The organism is Telluria aromaticivorans, from assembly GCF_013003915.1.
GTDB lineage: Bacteria > Pseudomonadota > Gammaproteobacteria > Burkholderiales > Burkholderiaceae_D > Telluria > Telluria aromaticivorans.
The window spans coordinates 176,454-191,277 of sequence record NZ_JABAIV010000008.1 but is presented as its reverse complement, the minus strand read 5'-3'; the positions used below and the strand labels follow the sequence as shown (position 1 = coordinate 191,277).

The 14,824-nt window shown below is 66.7% G+C and carries 11 protein-coding genes; 6 read left to right on the top strand and 5 right to left on the bottom strand.

Going from position 1 to position 14,824, the window contains the following annotated elements; all coding sequences use genetic code 11:
• Positions 1-33: 33 nt before the first annotated feature.
• Together HGB41_RS19815 and HGB41_RS19810 are read right to left on the bottom strand one after the other, a co-directional pair.
• Complete coding sequence (locus HGB41_RS19815; RefSeq protein ID WP_171087670.1) at positions 34-2,712, bottom strand: EAL domain-containing protein; 2,679 nt, start codon at positions 2,710-2,712, stop codon at positions 34-36.
• Positions 2,709-4,754: a sensor histidine kinase, YfiR-like protein-associated gene (locus tag HGB41_RS19810; RefSeq protein ID WP_171087667.1), complete on the bottom strand. Its 2,046-nt coding sequence runs from the start codon at positions 4,752-4,754 to the stop codon at positions 2,709-2,711. The genes HGB41_RS19815 and HGB41_RS19810 overlap by 4 nt, the downstream gene beginning before the upstream one ends.
• Before the next feature lie 381 nt (positions 4,755-5,135).
• On the opposite strand from HGB41_RS19810, the gene HGB41_RS19805 reads away from it, so the two are divergent.
• The 5 genes from HGB41_RS19805 to HGB41_RS19785 all read left to right on the top strand — a co-directional run bounded on the left by HGB41_RS19805 (position 5,136) and on the right by HGB41_RS19785 (position 10,803).
• Entirely contained in the window at positions 5,136-5,618 is a 483-nt protein-coding gene (locus tag HGB41_RS19805; protein WP_171087665.1) for a CinA family protein, read from the top strand.
• Between the two features lie 23 nt (positions 5,619-5,641).
• Positions 5,642-6,541, top strand: coding sequence for a metallophosphoesterase family protein (locus tag HGB41_RS19800; protein ID WP_229423126.1), 900 nt, complete (start codon positions 5,642-5,644; stop codon positions 6,539-6,541).
• A gap of 92 nt (positions 6,542-6,633) precedes the next feature.
• Positions 6,634-9,393 (top strand): M16 family metallopeptidase, encoded by a 2,760-nt coding sequence (locus tag HGB41_RS19795; protein WP_229423125.1) that lies wholly within the window; start codon positions 6,634-6,636, stop codon positions 9,391-9,393.
• 88 nt (positions 9,394-9,481) lie between these two features.
• Positions 9,482-9,808 (top strand): ArsR/SmtB family transcription factor, encoded by a 327-nt coding sequence (locus tag HGB41_RS19790; RefSeq protein WP_171087659.1) that lies wholly within the window; start codon positions 9,482-9,484, stop codon positions 9,806-9,808.
• A complete protein-coding gene (locus HGB41_RS19785; protein ID WP_171087657.1) occupies positions 9,805-10,803 on the top strand; it encodes a cation diffusion facilitator family transporter in 999 nt (332 codons plus the stop codon). Before HGB41_RS19790 ends, HGB41_RS19785 begins: the two co-directional genes overlap by 4 nt.
• Positions 10,804-10,971: 168 nt before the next feature.
• Here HGB41_RS19785 and cysK read toward each other — a convergent pair whose 3' ends face one another.
• The 3 genes from cysK to tcdA all read right to left on the bottom strand — a co-directional run bounded on the left by cysK (position 10,972) and on the right by tcdA (position 13,501).
• Entirely contained in the window at positions 10,972-11,904 is a 933-nt protein-coding gene (gene cysK, locus HGB41_RS19780) for a cysteine synthase A (protein ID WP_171087655.1), read from the bottom strand.
• Positions 11,905-12,050: 146 nt separating this feature from the next.
• On the bottom strand, positions 12,051-12,587 hold the full coding sequence (locus HGB41_RS19775) for an FKBP-type peptidyl-prolyl cis-trans isomerase (RefSeq protein ID WP_171087653.1): 537 nt from the start codon (positions 12,585-12,587) through the stop codon (positions 12,051-12,053).
• Positions 12,588-12,622: 35 nt separating this feature from the next.
• A complete protein-coding gene (gene tcdA, locus HGB41_RS19770) occupies positions 12,623-13,501 on the bottom strand; it encodes a tRNA cyclic N6-threonylcarbamoyladenosine(37) synthase TcdA (RefSeq protein ID WP_171087651.1) in 879 nt (292 codons plus the stop codon).
• Positions 13,502-13,590: 89 nt separating this feature from the next.
• Here tcdA and pdxH point away from each other — a divergent pair, with 89 nt between their 5' ends.
• Positions 13,591-14,787 (top strand): pyridoxamine 5'-phosphate oxidase, encoded by a 1,197-nt coding sequence (gene pdxH, locus HGB41_RS19765; protein WP_171087649.1) that lies wholly within the window; start codon positions 13,591-13,593, stop codon positions 14,785-14,787.
• Positions 14,788-14,824: the final 37 nt, after the last annotated feature.

Genomic DNA, 14,824 nt, shown 5'->3' with positions numbered 1-14,824 from the left:
ACGCAAGCATGACTCGCTACATGGTTTCAGCCATCACCGCAAGGCTGATTTGCCGTACTCTTCGTGACTACCTTCGTCATCCTCCCGCGGCGCTTTCCGGTCATCATACGGCCCATACGTCAGCCAGTAATGCCGGAACGCCAGCCGGATATTTTCCCTCAGCTGCAGGTCATGCCACGGCTTCGTATAGAAGCGATAAATCGCCCCGCGGTTGATCGAATCGAGCACCGTGTCCACGCCCGTATGACCCGACAGGATGATGCGGATCGTTTCCGGATACATCTCCTTGACCTTGCTGAGGAATTCGGTGCCGCTCATGACCGGCATGCGCTGGTCGCACAGGATCACCTGCACCCTGTACAGCGCCAGCAGTTCGAAGCCTTCGGCCGGAGAGGACGCCGTCAGCACGCGATAATTGTCGCGCCTGAACAGGCGGTGCAGGGAACTGAGCACGTTGACGTCGTCGTCGACGATCAGCAGGGTCTGCACCTTGTCGTCGTGGGCCTGCGGCGTGTCGGGCTGGATGCGGTTTTCCTGCACGAGGCGCGCCACCTCCGCAGCCGGCAGCGCGCGCGAAAAGTGGAAGCCCTGGATCTCGTCGCAGCGGTTGCGCCGCAAATAGGCCATCTGGGCCCGCGTTTCCACCCCTTCGGCGATCACCTGCATGTGCAGGCTGTGCGCCATGCTGATGATGGCCAGCGCGATCGCGGCGTCGTCCGGGTTGGTCACGATGTCGCGGACAAAAGCGATGTCGATCTTGAGCTTGTCGATCGGGAAGCGCTTGAGGTAGGCCAGGCTCGAATAGCCGGTGCCGAAGTCGTCGATCGCAATGCGGATGCCGAGCTCGCGCAGCCGTCCCAGCACCTCGATCGTGTGCTCGGCATTCGACATCAGCGCGCTTTCGGTGAGCTCCAGTTCCAGCATGCCCGGCTCCACACCGTGCTTGTCGAGCGCGGCGCGGATCACGCCTTCGAGGTCGCCCTCGACGAACTGGCGGCTCGACACGTTCACCGCCACCCGCACGTCGCGCACACCCTCACAATTCCAGGCGGCGATCTGGCGGCAGGCCTCGTCCACGATCCAGTCGCCAACCCGCACCACCAGTCCGGTCTCTTCCATGATCGGCACGAATTCGGCCGGGTACACCAGGCCAAAACCCGGCCGGTTCCAGCGCAGCAGCGCTTCCACGCCGGAGACGCGCCCGGTATTGAGTTCCAGCTTGGGCTGGTAGTACAGCACGAACTGGCTGTCTTCGAGCGCACCGCGCAGCGCCAGCTCCAGGTCGAGGCGGGCCAGCACCTGCACGTTCATCCCCGCGGTGAAGAAGCGGTAGCCGTCGCGCCCCGCTTCCTTGGCGCGCACCATCGCCGCATCGGCATACTTGACCAGCGTGCCCGGATCGAGCGCGTCTTCCGGATACATGGCGATGCCGATGCTGGCCGTGAGCGCGGCTTGCTGGCCGTGCAGGTCGAAGGACGCGCGCAGGGCCTCGCGCACCTCGTTGGCCATGTTGACGGCTTCCTGCTGGTCGCGCGTCATGGTCAGGAACAGCGCGAACTCGTCGCCGCCCAGGCGGCCCACCGATTCGCGCAGGCGCACGACGCGCACCAGGCGGGTGCTGAACTGGCCCAGCAATTCGTCGCCCAGTTCCGTCCCGAGCGAATCGTTAATGATCTTGAAGCGGTCGAGCGTGATGCACAGCACCGCCACGCGCCAGTTCTTGTCGCGCGCCAGTTCGATCGCATCGTTCAGGTTCTCGAAGAACAGCGTGCGGTTCGGCAGGCCGGTGAGCGCGTCGTAGTGCGACATGTGGCGCAGGCGCTGCTGCGCGTGCAGGCGTTCGCTGATGTCGCGCGCCACCGCGATCAGCATGCGGCTCTTGCCAAGATCCTGCAACTTCCAGCTGATCTCCACCGGCACGGCGCCCTGCCCGCCGGCGCGCAGCAGTTCGGTCTCGACGATGTCGCCCGGCAGGGTGTCGAATTGCGGGTGATGTTCCCCGGCCTCGGCGTCCTCGACTGCAACCCCGAGGGAAGCGAAGGCCTTCGCCGCCGGCGCGTCGGCCGCCAGGTGGCGTTCGAGCAGCTCGCGCGTGCCCAGGCCCAGCGCTACCGGGTCGATGCGCAGCAGTGCATCGCGCGAGAAGCCGAGCATGCGGCAGGCGCCGTCGGAGACATCGACGATCGCCATGTTGGCGGTGTCGATCAGGAAAATCGCATCGAGTGTGGCATCCATCGCGCCACGGAAACGCGCCAGTTCGGCGGTGCGCTCGCGCACCTGGCGCTCCAGGCCCACGCCGTAGTCCTGCGATTCGCGGTGCAGCAGCCGTACCTCGAGCAGGTTGCGGATGCGGGTCATGACTTCGACCGTGTCGAAGGGCTTGCCGATGAAGTCGCGCGCGCCGGCCTCCAGCGCGGCGAGCTTCTTGTCCGGCTCCGCCGTCACCACCAGCACCGGCAGCCACGAGTCGCTCTCGAGCGGCTTGAGCGCTTCCATTACGTCGAAGCCGTCCATGCCGGGCATATGCAGGTCCAGGATGATCAGGTCGAAGCGGTGCTTCAGGTGCAGCGACACCACCTGGCGCGGGTCGTAGGTAGCCGAGACGTTCTCGTAACCGGTGGTCTTGAGGAGGTATTCGAGCAGCTGCACGTTGACGGGTTCGTCGTCCACCACGAGGATGCGCGCGCGGCGGATGTCGGACAATGAAATCATTCGGCCTTCCTTCCGGCCGGTGGTGCTCCCATGGGGTGGAGCACTGCCAGCGTACTGTTGATCGCTTCGGTGAATTTATCGATGTCGATCGGTTTGGTCAGGTAACGGTTGAAGCCCGCCGCCTGGCCGCGCGCGATATCGCGCGGCATGGCGTTCGCGGTCAGGGCGATCACGGGAATGGCGGCGGTGATCGGGTCGGAGCGCAGCTGCCTGAGCACCTCGATGCCGCTCAGGCCGGGCAGGTTCAGGTCCATCAGGATGATCTCGGGCCGATGGGCGCGCGCCAGCGACAGGCCCACATGCCCGTCGGGCGCCGACAGCAGGCGCAGGTCGGAGCGGAAGCGCACGATCTCCTCGATCAGCCGCAGGTTGGCCGGGTTGTCCTCGACGTAAAGTATCACATGCGGTTCCAGTTGCGATGCGCCTTCGCGCGGCAGGGTGTCGACCTGCGGCAGCTCCTGGGCACTGCCCTCGTGCACCGGGGCGGCCAGCGGCGCGGTGGTGGCCAGCTCGATCCAGAACACGCTGCCCACCCCGGGGCTGCTGGTGACGCCGATCTCGCCGCCCATCAGTTCGACCAGGCGCTTGGTGACCACCAGGCCGATGCCGGTGCCCTCCTGGTTGCCGCCTTCCTGGCCCAGCCGGTTGAAGGGCTGGAACAGGCTCGCCACCTGGCCGGCATCGAGGCCGATGCCGGTGTCCTGCACCGCCATGCGCAGCCTGCTCGGCGCCACCTGCTCGCAGGTCAACACGACCGCGCCGTCCTCGCGATTGTATTTCACCGCGTTCGACAGCAGGTTGAGCAGCACCTGCTTCAGGCGCGTGCGGTCGGCCAGCACCACCGCCCCGGGCGCCTCGGGGAACAGCACGCGCACGCCGCGCGCGGCGGCGATCGGCGCCACCATGGCGCGGCATTCGAGCAGCGTGTCGCTCAGCGCCACCGGTTCCATCGACAGCGTCACCGTGCCCGATTCCACCTTGGCCAGGTCGAGGATCTCGTTGATCAGCGTGAGCAGGTGGCGTCCCGACTTGAGGATATGGTTGGCGAATTCCTTTTTCTGCTCGAGCGTCGAGGGCAGCGTGTCGGACGTCAGGATCTGGGCGAAGCCGAGGATCGCGTTCAGCGGCGTGCGCAGCTCATGGCTCATCGACGACAGGAAGGCCGACTTGGCCTGGTTCGCGCTCCTCGCTTCTTCGATGGCATTGGCCAGTTCGGCATTGGCCAGCGCCAGCTGCAGCGTGCGCTCGTCCACCCGGTGCTCGAGCTGCTCGTTCAGGCGCATGACTTCCTGCTGGGCGCGCGAGCGTTCCTGCACCTCGTGCGCAATCTCGGCGCTGGAGGTTTCGAGCTCGCGCGTGCGGCCCTCGATCTCGGTCAGCATCGCGTTGAAGGAATCGACCAGCTCGCCGGCTTCATCGTCGCTGATGCGCGGCGCACGGCGCGAATAGTCGCGCGTGGCGACGACGTCGCGCGCGATCTCGGTGATGGCGACGATCGGTTCCGTCACGACGCGGCCCATGCGGCGCACCAGCAGGTAGGCCACGCCCATCGCCAGCAGGGTCACGCCGGCGGCGATGCTGAGGTAGTTGAGGGTGCGCTCCATCAGCTGGTTTTCCGCGCGCAGGTAGACGGTGCCGAGGGTGTCGCCGTTCTCGACGATACTCTGGTGGATGACCAGGTCGTCGCCGTCGGTGCCCGGCGCGCCGGACAGCACACCCGGCATCGCGCGCGTTTCGCCGGCCGCCTGGTAGGACGCGAACAGTTCGCCCTTGGCGTCGTAGATGGCGGCGGCGCGCACCTGCGGCCGGGTGCTCAGCAGCGCCAGGTTCTCGTTGGCCAGGCGCGGGTCGTCGAAGGTCAGCGCGGCCGAGGTCATGTGGCCGACCAGCTCGGCCTGGGTCGCAAGGTCATTCGTCAGGGTGCGGTGGTAGCTGCGCAGGTCGTAGCCGATGATGATCGCGATCGACACCAGCAGCGCGGCCAGCGTGGTCGTCATCACCGCCGCCACCAGCTTGGTGCGGATCGAATGGCGCGCGCTCATGCGGCCTCCGGCCTTGGGCACCTGTCCATCGGCTGGAAAGCGGGGCAGGCCATGGCAGCCGCGCCGCACGGATGCGCCGGCCCCATCCGGTCACGCGCAGTTCGTTCGAGCGGCATCGAGGGTCCTACGAAAGACGAAAAAGTGGCGCCTGCCGGGTTGGACAGCGCGCGTCCCAGCATAGCCTACCGTTGTGTGTCATGTCGCACGGAACTTTTAATGATTCGCGCTATCGCGCTTCGTCGGGCACCTATGCGGGAAGGGTAGCATTTTGTCGATCCTTGCCGTGCCAGGACGGGGCGGAGCGCGCTAGAATGAAGCTGCGCGCACTCGTGTGCGCCTCACCTTCAAACTGGCCTGGACCCGCACCCAAAGGAGCCTCACGTGACGAACGATATTCTCGATCTAGCTAGCAAAGTTGGCCGCGCACTCGAGGCCAAGCGCCTGGTCCTGGCCACCGCCGAGTCCTGCACCGGCGGCGGCGTGTCGCAGGCCATCACCGAAATCGCGGGCTCCACCGGCTGGTTCGACTGCGGCTTCGTTACCTATTCCAACGCCTCGAAAGCCGAGCTGCTCGACGTGCCGCCCGCGCTCATGGCGCAGTTCGGATCGGTCAGCGAAGAAGTCGCCGGCAAGATGGCCGAGGGCGCGCTGGCCAGCAGCACGGCCGACGTCTCGCTGTCGACCACCGGCATCGCCGGCCCGACCGGCGCGGTGCCGGGTAAACCAGTGGGCACGGTCTGCTTCGGCTGGGCGCGCGGCGACACCACCTTTACCGAACGGCTGGTATTCCAGGGCGACCGCCAATCCGTGCGCGAACAGGCCGTGGCGCATGCCCTGCGCGGCCTGCTGCGCTTCATCGAATAAGCGCGGGCCGCGCGATGTCGCGCATGGCGCGGCGCTCATGGGTCCTGTCGGGCGCATTTGCCGGCCTCGCGCTGCTTGCCGGCGCCGGCCCGGCGATGGCGGCTGACTACACCGTCTATGCCGCCGGCGACATCGCGCGCTGCAAGCACCCGGACCCGCGCTGGTCCGGCGCCGCCGCCACCGCCACGCTGGTGGAAGGCCTGCTGCGCGCCGACCCGCAATCGGCGGTGCTGAGCCTGGGCGACCATACCTATCCGCGCGGCACCGCGGCCGAATTCCGTGATTGCTACGGCCCGACCTGGGGGCGCTTTCGCGAGCGCACCTGGCCGACGCCCGGCAACCACGAATATGCGACGGCGGGCGCCAGGCCCTATTTCGATTATTTCGGAGAGCGCGCCGGCCGCGGTTATTACAGCCTGCGGCTCGGCAGCTGGCTGGTGATTTCGCTCGACAGCAACCTGAAGGGCGCGCGGCATGCGGCCCAGATCGACTGGCTGCGCGTCGAACTGAAACAACGGCAGGACGCCTGCACCCTCGCCTTCTGGCACCATCCCCTGTACAGTTCGGGCGGGCATCCGCCACCGGGCCGGATGCGCGACGCCTACGCCTTGCTGCACGCGGCCGGCGCCGAGCTGGTGCTGTCGGGCCACGACCACGACTACGAACGCTTCGCGCCGCAGGATGCCGACGGCCGGATCGACCGCAAGCGCGGCGTGCGCCAGTTCGTGGTCGGCACCGGCGGCGCCTATGCGACGCCCTTCGTTTTCTTCGCGCCGAACAGCGAAATGCGCGAGGCCAGTTATGATGGCGTCCTGGCCCTGCGCCTGCTGGAGGGCGCCTACGAGTGGCGCTTCCTGCCGGCCGACCCGGGCAAGGTGCCGGCCGGGGCGCGGCTCGACCAGGGGCGCAGCAGTTGTCACTGAGTTGTCGCTGAGTTACCACTAGCTGCCACCGACCGGAGTCCGGCATGCCTTCCCACCTATTTTTTGCTCGTTTCACCCTGCTTATCACACTCATGACCGCAATTCCCCAGGACCCGCAGGCCCAGCCTGCCGCCACGCCGCTGCCGACCATCGCCTTCGAAAAAACCACCCTCGCCAACGGGCTGCAGCTGATCCTGGTCGAAGACAAGCGCCTGCCGATCGTGGCCGTCAACCTCTGGTACCACGTCGGCCCCGCCAACGAGACCCCGGGCCTGGCCGGCTTCGCCCACCTGTTCGAGCACATGATGTTCAACGCCACCCGCCACGTCCCGCGCGGCATGGCCGACCGCCTGCTGGAAGGCGCCGGCGCCACCGACAGCAATGGCGGCACCGGCTATGACAGCACCAGCTACTACGACACCGTACCCTCGAACCAGCTGGAGCTGGCGCTGTGGGTGCACGCCGACCGCATGGGCTACCTGCTCGACGTGCTGGACCAGAAGGCGCTCACCAACCAGCAGGACGTGGTGCGCAACGAGCGCCGCCAGACGGTCGAGGACGAGCCCTATGGCGTGGTCGAGGAAGCACTGGCACAAGCCCTGTTCCCGAAGAACCACCCCTATCACGCCTCCATCATCGGCTCGCACGCCGACATCCAGAATGCGCGGCTCAAGGACGTGCGCGACTTCTTCGAGCGTTTCTACGGCCCGAACAACGCCAGCCTCGTGATCGCCGGCGACATCGACAAGCCGAAAGCGCGTGCATTAGTCGAGAAGTACTTCGGCAGCCTGCGCCGCAGCCCGCCGGTGGCGCGCCCAAGCATCGTCACCCCGCCGATCACCAGCGAACGGCGCGTGGTGGTACGCGACCGGGTGGAGCTGCCGCGCGTGTTCATGGGCTGGCTCACACCGCCCGCCTACCACGCCGGCGACGCCGAGCTGGCGCTGGCGGCCGAGATCCTCGGCGGCGGCAAGGCCAGCCGCCTGTACAAGAAGCTGGTGTACGAACGCCAGATCGCGCAGGAAGTCGGCGCTTCGCAGAATTCGTATGGCCTCACTTCGACCTTCGTCATCGACGTCACTGCGCGCAGCGGGGTAGAGGCGCGCGAGCTCGAGGCGGCGGTCGATGCCGAGCTGGCGCTGCTGCGCGAACAGGGGCCGACCGCGCGCGAAGTGGAGCGCGCCCGCAACAGCCTGGAAACTGCGCTGCTGAGCTCCATCGACAAGCTGGGCGGCGACGGGCTGGCCGACCAGCTCAACCACTACAACCAGTACACCGGCGACCCGGGCTACCTGGCGAAAGACCTGGAGCGCCTGCGCCGCGTGACCCCGGCGGACGTGCAGCGCGCCGTGCGCAGCTACCTCGGCCAGCAGGCGCGCGCGGTCGTTACGGGCCTGCCCGGCAAGCAGGTCGTGAACGACCCGCGCGCCCCCAAGCCGCCGAAAGCCGGCAGCGGCGACAGCGGCGGCATCAATGCGCCCGAGCCATGGCGCGCGCAGGCGCCGAAAGCTGGTCCGGCCCCGGCCTTCACGCTGCCGCAGGGCGCGTCGTTCCGGCTGGCCAACGGCCTCACCCTGATCCACCATTACAATCCGGCGCTGCCGCTGGTTTCGACCCAGCTGGTGGTGCGTAGCGGCAGCGCCGCCGCCCCAAGCGCCCTGCCCGGCCTGGCCGGCTTCACCGCGCAGATGCTCGAAGAAGGCACTGCCACGCGCAGCGCGCCGCAGATCGCCGACGAAATCGCGCAGCTCGGCGCCTTCCTGGGAACCGGCACCAGCGCCGACGCCTCGATCGTCTCGCTGCTGTCGCTGCGCTCGACCTTCGCCCCGGCGCTGGACGTGCTGGCCGATATCGTGCAGCGCCCGGCCTTCCCGGTCGCCGAAATCGAGCGCCAGCGCGCCGACCGCATCGGTGAACTGATCCAGCAGCGCGACGACCCCGAGAGCGTGGCCTCGGTGGCCGGCGCCGGCGCGCTATATGGCAGCAAGCACCCCAAGGGCTATGGCCAGCTCGGTACCGAGCCGGCGATCCGCAGCGCCACGCGCGACGACCTGGCCGGCTTCTGGCGCCGCCACTACGTACCCGAAAATGCGGCGCTGGTGGTGTCGGGCGATATCGCAGTGGGCGAACTGAAGGCGCTGGTGGAGGCGCGCTTCGGCGCATGGGCCGGCGCCGTCGCCCCCGGAGGCAACCCGGGCGTACCGAGCGGCACCAGCGCGCGCCTGATCGTGGTGGACCACCCGGAGGCGGGCCAGACCGTGCTGCGCGTGACCAGCATCGGCGTCGCGCGCGACACCCCGGACTTCGCGTCGCTGCAGGTCATGAACGGCGCGCTGGGCGGCATGTTCTCCAGCCGCCTGAACAACAACCTGCGCGAGACCAAGGGCTACAGCTATGGCGTGTTTTCGGAGTTCCGCTACGACCGCACGCCGGGCCCCTTCGTCATCGCCGGCAGCGTCCAGCAGAACGCCACCGGCGCCTCGGTGCGCGAGATCTTCCGCGAAGTGAAGGCCATGCGCGATGCGGCGCTGCCGCCGGCGGAGCTCGCCGCAGCGCGCGATGCCCAGGTGCTGTCGCTGCCGGGACAGTTCGAGACCAATGCCGACATCGGCGCCAGCCTGGCCGAGATTTTCCTGTACGGGCTGCCGATGGACTACTACACCCGCCTGCCCAGCCAGATTGCCTCGGTCACCGCCGCGCAGGTGCAGGAAGCGGCGCGCAAGCACCTGGACCCGGAGCGGATGATCGTGGTCGCCGTGGGCGACAGCAAGCGTATCCTGCCGCAGCTGAAGCCGCTGGGGCTGGGAGCGGCCGAGCTGCGCGACAGTGATGGGCAATTGATCCGGCAATAAGCCTGGGTTGACGCGGCGCTTGCCGCGTCCGCCAATTTGGACTAACATATGAACAACTCTTCATATGTTTAACGATATGGCCGAACCGATGACCCACAATCCTGAATTCGAACCCGGCGCTGGCGCGGTCGAGGAGCTGGCGGACCTGTTCCACCTGCTCGGCGACGCCACCCGCCTGCGCATCGTGCTGGCCTGCCTGGCGCAGCCGACCGCGGTGGGCGACATCGCCGCCTCGCTCGTGCTGTCCAGTTCCCTGGTCAGCCATCACCTGCGCCTGCTGCGCGCGGCCCGCATCGTCAAGGCCGAACGCCAGGGCAAGCAGGTCTTCTACTCGGCCGCCGATGCCCACATCAGCAGCCTGCTCGCCAACATGTTCGAGCATATCGCCGAACCAGCCACCGGGATGGACGCATGAGCGACCACAAACACGACCACCACGATCACGATCACCACGACCATGGCCATTCGCATGGCTTCGGCCACCACCACCACATGCCCGACCCGGCCGGCAATGGGCGCGCCTTTGCGCTGGCGATCGGCGTCAACGCACTGTTCGTCGTCATCGAATTCGTCTACGGCTTCATCGCTCACTCCACCGCCCTGATGGCGGACGCCGGCCACAACCTGTCCGACGTGCTGGGCCTGATGCTGGCCTGGGGCGCCGCGGTGCTGGCGAAAAGCGCTCCGCATGGCCGCTACACCTACGGCCTGCGCGGCTCGTCGATCCTGGCGGCGCTGGGCAACGGCCTGCTGCTGATGGTGGCCTGCGGCGCCATCGCCTGGGAAGCCGTGCACCGCTTCACCGAACCGGCGCCAGTGCAGGGCATGACGGTGTCGATCGTCGCGGCAATCGGCGTGGTGGTCAACGGCTTCTCGGCCTGGCTGTTCCTGGCCGGCAGCAAGGGCGACCTGAACCTGCGCGGCGCCTACCTGCACATGGCGGCCGATGCGGCGCTGTCGCTGGGCGTGGTGATCTCGGGCCTGGTCATCATGAGCACCGGCTGGGCGTGGATCGACCCGGCAGTGAGCCTGGTGATCGTGGTGGTGATCGTGCTCGGCACCTGGTCGCTGCTGCGCGAATCGGTGCAGCTGTCGATGGCTGCCGTGCCGCCCGGCGTGGACGCCGGCGCGGTGCATGGCTACCTGGCCGGCCAGCCGGGCGTGAAGGAAGTGCACGACCTGCACATCTGGGCCCTGAGCACGACCGAGAACGCGCTCACGGCGCACGTGGTGATGCCGGGCGGGTACCCGGGAGACGGCGTGCTCGATGCGATGGTGGCCGGGCTGAGGAGCGATTTCGGCATCCACCACTGCACGCTGCAGGTGGAGGAAGGCACGACGCATCATGATTGTGCGCTGGAGGGGCATGGGCATGGGCATCATCATGATGAACACGCGCATGCGCACTGATTGCGGTTAGGCTAGGGGTAGGCCACGAACTTAGGTTCCGGCCTTCGCCGGAACGACGGTTTTTGGGCAGGTGATTAGCGCTGGAGTTACCGTTAGGCCTATATCATCAGCACGTCATCCCGGCGAAGGCCGGGATCCAAGTTCGTTGCGTCAAGCTAGCGCGCGCAATCACCCCGCCAGATTCGCGTAAAGCGCCGTACTCAAATACCTTTCCCCAAACGACGGAATGATCGTCACGATCAGCTTGCCCGCGTTCTCGGGCCGGCGCGCCACCTGGATCGCCGCCCACAGGGCAGCTCCCGATGAAATCCCCACCAGCAGCCCTTCCTCGCGCGCCGCGGCGCGTGCCGTTTCGAAAGCATCTTCGTTCTTCACGGTGATGACTTCGTCGTAGGCATGGGTATTGAGCACCTGCGGCACGAAGCCGGCGCCGATGCCCTGGATCGGGTGCGGGCCCTTGCTGCCTTTCGAGAGCATCGGCGAGGCTTCCGGCTCCACGGCGATCGCCTGGAAGCCCGGCTTGCGCGACTTGATGATCTCGCTCACGCCGGTGATGGTGCCGCCGGTGCCGACGCCGGCCACGAGAATATCGACCTTGCCGTCGGTGTCCGCCCAGATTTCCTCGGCGGTGGTGCGGCGGTGGATGTCCGGGTTGGCCGGATTGTTGAACTGCTGCGGCATGAAATAGGTCGGGTCGGATGCCACCAGCTCTTCGGCGCGGCGGATCGCGCCCAGCATGCCTTCGCTGCCCGGGGTCAGCACCAGCTCGGCGCCATAGGCGCGCAGCAGCATGCGGCGTTCGCTGCTCATGGTTTCGGGCATCACCAATTTGCAGCGGTAGCCACGTGCGGCGCACACCATCGCGAGCGCGATGCCGGTGTTGCCGCTGGTGGGTTCGACGATGACGGTATCGGGCTTGATCAGCCCGGCCTGCTCGGCGGCTTCGATCATGGCCAGGCCGATGCGGTCTTTCACGCTGTGTGCGGGATTATGGTATTCGAGCTTGCCAAGGATATCCGCGCCGGCGCCCTGCGCCAGCCTGCGGATCCGGACCAGGGGGGTGTTGCCGATCAGCTCAGTGACATCGTTTGCAATTCGCATACCATTCTCCCTTGGAGCTTGTGGAAAATTCCTCCATGGCTGCGTTGCATTCGTCTCGCCGTACTAGCGTACGGTCTTCGCGGTCCGCCGCAGCGACGATGCGCCTTGCCCTGGAGTTTTTTTCACAAGCTCATGATTTGGTGGACTTACTTAACGTTGAGCAGTTCCACGTCGAAGATCAGATCCGCATCCGGCGGGATCTCGCCGTTGCCGGCGCCGCGCTTGCCGTAGGCCAGCGCGCTCGGGATGATCAGGGTGCGCTTGCCGCCTACCTTCATGCCCGCCACGCCCTGCTCCCAGCCCTTGATGACGCGGCCCGCGCCCAGCTGGAACTCGAGCGGCTCGCGGCCGGCGTCGAGCGAGGAATCGAACTTGCGGCCGCGCTGCTTCGGCGCCAGCGGCTTGTGGAACCAGCCGGTGTAGTTGACGACGACATTGCTGCCAAGCGTGGCTTCCTTGCCCTTGCCGACGACGCGGTCGACGATCTCGACCTGCGGGGTCGGCAGCGGCGGCAGGGTCGGTGCAGCTTGTGGCGCTGCCTGCGGCTGGGTTGCCTGTGGCACGGTTTGCTGCTCGGGCGCAGGCTGGGTAGTCGGCTTGGACGCGTCCTGGGCGGTGGTGTCCTGGGCGCTGGCTGCGGTGGCCACCAGCATCAGGGCGGCAAATGCGGTACGACGGATCATAGGGGCTCTTCCAATCAAAAGATCATTAACTGATCCTATGATAGCAAGGCCTCTTCCGCTTGCACAGTTTCCAGTTGCGCGCTCTCAAGCGGCTCGGCGCTTGCCGCATCGGCCAGCTTGCGCAGCAAGTGCCCGGCAGCCACCATCCCGAAAGTTGCCGTCACCACCATGCTCGAGCCAAAGCCCGCGCAGTTCAGGCCGGTGACGCCGTTCGGGTCGACCGCGCAGGCGTCGCCGCTGTCCGGATAGCGCAGCGGCTCCATCGAGAACACGGCGTCGATGTGGTATTTGTTCTTCTCGCCGCGGGCGAAGCCGTACTGCGAACGCAGCAGCTTGCGCACCTTTTTCAGCAGCGGCTCCTGCTCGGTACGGCCCAGGTCGCGCACTTCGATCTTGGTCGGGTCGACCTGCCCGCCGGCGCCGCCGATGACGATCAGGGGCATCGCGTTGGCGCTGCACCAGGCGATCAGGGCCGCCTTGGATTTCACGCCGTCGATGGCATCGACCACATAGTCAAACCCCTTGCCGGCCACCATCGCCTCGATATTCGCCGGGTCGATGAAATCCTCGACCAGGGTCACCTTGCAGAACGGGTTGATCTGCGCGATGCGCTCCCTCAAGGCCTCGATCTTCGCCATGCCGATGGTCGAGGTGAGCGCCTGCAGCTGGCGGTTGATGTTCGATTCGGCCACGTTATCGAGGTCGATCAGGGTCAGGTGGCCGACCGCGCTGCGGGCGAGCGCCTCGACGATCCAGGAGCCGACGCCGCCGACGCCGATCACGCAAACGTGCGCCGCGCGGAAGCGTTCGAGTGCACGCTCGCCGTAGAGGCGCGCAATCCCGCCGAAGCGGCGCGCGAAGTCGACTTCATCGTTGAGGGTGGCTGCGAAAGCGGGGGTGTCGGTAAGCGTCATCCCGCCATTTTAACGGACGATCGTTTCGCATCTGCACTAAAATAACTTCTCGTCAATCAAATTATTCTCGCCTGTTAACAAAACGCCCCATGACCCAACTCCCCCACGAAACCGCCCCCGATTTCGACCAGCCGATCGCCGTCCTCAAGCATTGCCATGGACGCATCCGCAAGCAGCTCGCCACCCTCGACAAGCTGCTGGCCCACCTGCCGGAGTTCGGCGCCGACGAGCAGGCGCGCCAGGCGGCAGCGGCGGTGCTGAAATATTTCGACAAGGCGGCCCACCTGCACCATGAGGACGAAGAGCAGGACCTGATCCCGATGCTGCGCGCCGTGGCCCAGGGCGAGGACGCCGCCACGCTGCAGGCGCTGGCGCCGGTGATCCTGCAGGACCACAAGGATATGGATGCGCTGTGGCAGGACTTGCACGAGCAGCTGGTGGCGATTGCCGAAGGCAGGTCAAGCGTGCTGTCGGCCAGCGCGGTGCAGCGCTTCAGCCAGCGCTATTCTTCCCACATGGACCGAGAAGAAAGCACGATGGCGCCGATGGCCATGCGCCTGTTCAGCCCGCAACAAATGGCGCAACTGGGCAAGGCGATGCAGGCGCGTCGCGGCATCGGCGAAGCCCCAGCCGGTGCCTCCTCCGTCGGCGAGGCGGTGGCCGACCTGCGCAAGGATTACGGCCAGGCCAGCCTGAACGAAAACGAGGTGATGGACGACCCGATGCTGCAGTTCACGCAGTGGTTCGAGCAGGCCTTGAAGGCCGAGGTGAACGAGCCGAATGCGATGTCGGTGGCCACCGTGGGCCTCGATGGGCGGCCAAGTTCGCGCATTGTGTTGGTCAAGCAATTCGATGAGCGCGGCTTCACCTGGTACACAAACTATAACAGTCGAAAGTCTGAGGAGTTGCAAAATAATCCACATGCAGCCTTGCTATTCTTCTGGAGTGAACTCGAACGCCAGGTTCGCATTGAAGGACGCGTGGAGCGCACGTCTACCGAGGAAAGCGACCGGTATTTCCGCAGCCGGCCACTGAAAAGCCGCCTGTCGGCCATCGCCTCGCAACAGAGCGCTCCCATCGGCAGCCGCGCCGAACTCGAAGAGAACTTTGACGCCACCGCGCGGCAGGCTGGCGAGGATCCGGCACGACCTGGCAACTGGGGCGGATTCCGCCTCGTGCCCGAGCGCCTGGAGTTCTGGCAGGGACGCCGCTCGCGCTTCCACGACCGCATCGTCTACGAGCGGCAGGAAGACGGCAGCTGGACGCGCCTGCGTTTGCAACCGTAAGGCCGGTCGCAGCACGACACTGCAGCCGGCCTTCAAT

What these genes read in the sequence shown, in the direction of transcription:
- cysK (WP_171087655.1), bottom strand. Translation starts at nt 11,904, where the DNA reads ATGCGAATTGCAAACGATGTCACTGAGCTGATCGGCAACACCCCCCTG.
- tcdA (WP_171087651.1), bottom strand. Translation starts at nt 13,501, where the DNA reads ATGACGCTTACCGACACCCCCGCTTTCGCAGCCACCCTCAACGATGAA.
- pdxH (WP_171087649.1), top strand. Translation starts at nt 13,591, where the DNA reads ATGACCCAACTCCCCCACGAAACCGCCCCCGATTTCGACCAGCCGATC.
- HGB41_RS19800 (WP_229423126.1), top strand. Translation starts at nt 5,642, where the DNA reads ATGGCGCGGCGCTCATGGGTCCTGTCGGGCGCATTTGCCGGCCTCGCG.
- HGB41_RS19795 (WP_229423125.1), top strand. Translation starts at nt 6,634, where the DNA reads ATGACCGCAATTCCCCAGGACCCGCAGGCCCAGCCTGCCGCCACGCCG.
- HGB41_RS19785 (WP_171087657.1), top strand. Translation starts at nt 9,805, where the DNA reads ATGAGCGACCACAAACACGACCACCACGATCACGATCACCACGACCAT.
- HGB41_RS19810 (WP_171087667.1), bottom strand. Translation starts at nt 4,754, where the DNA reads ATGAGCGCGCGCCATTCGATCCGCACCAAGCTGGTGGCGGCGGTGATG.
- HGB41_RS19790 (WP_171087659.1), top strand. Translation starts at nt 9,482, where the DNA reads ATGACCCACAATCCTGAATTCGAACCCGGCGCTGGCGCGGTCGAGGAG.
- HGB41_RS19775 (WP_171087653.1), bottom strand. Translation starts at nt 12,587, where the DNA reads ATGATCCGTCGTACCGCATTTGCCGCCCTGATGCTGGTGGCCACCGCA.
- HGB41_RS19815 (WP_171087670.1), bottom strand. Translation starts at nt 2,712, where the DNA reads ATGATTTCATTGTCCGACATCCGCCGCGCGCGCATCCTCGTGGTGGAC.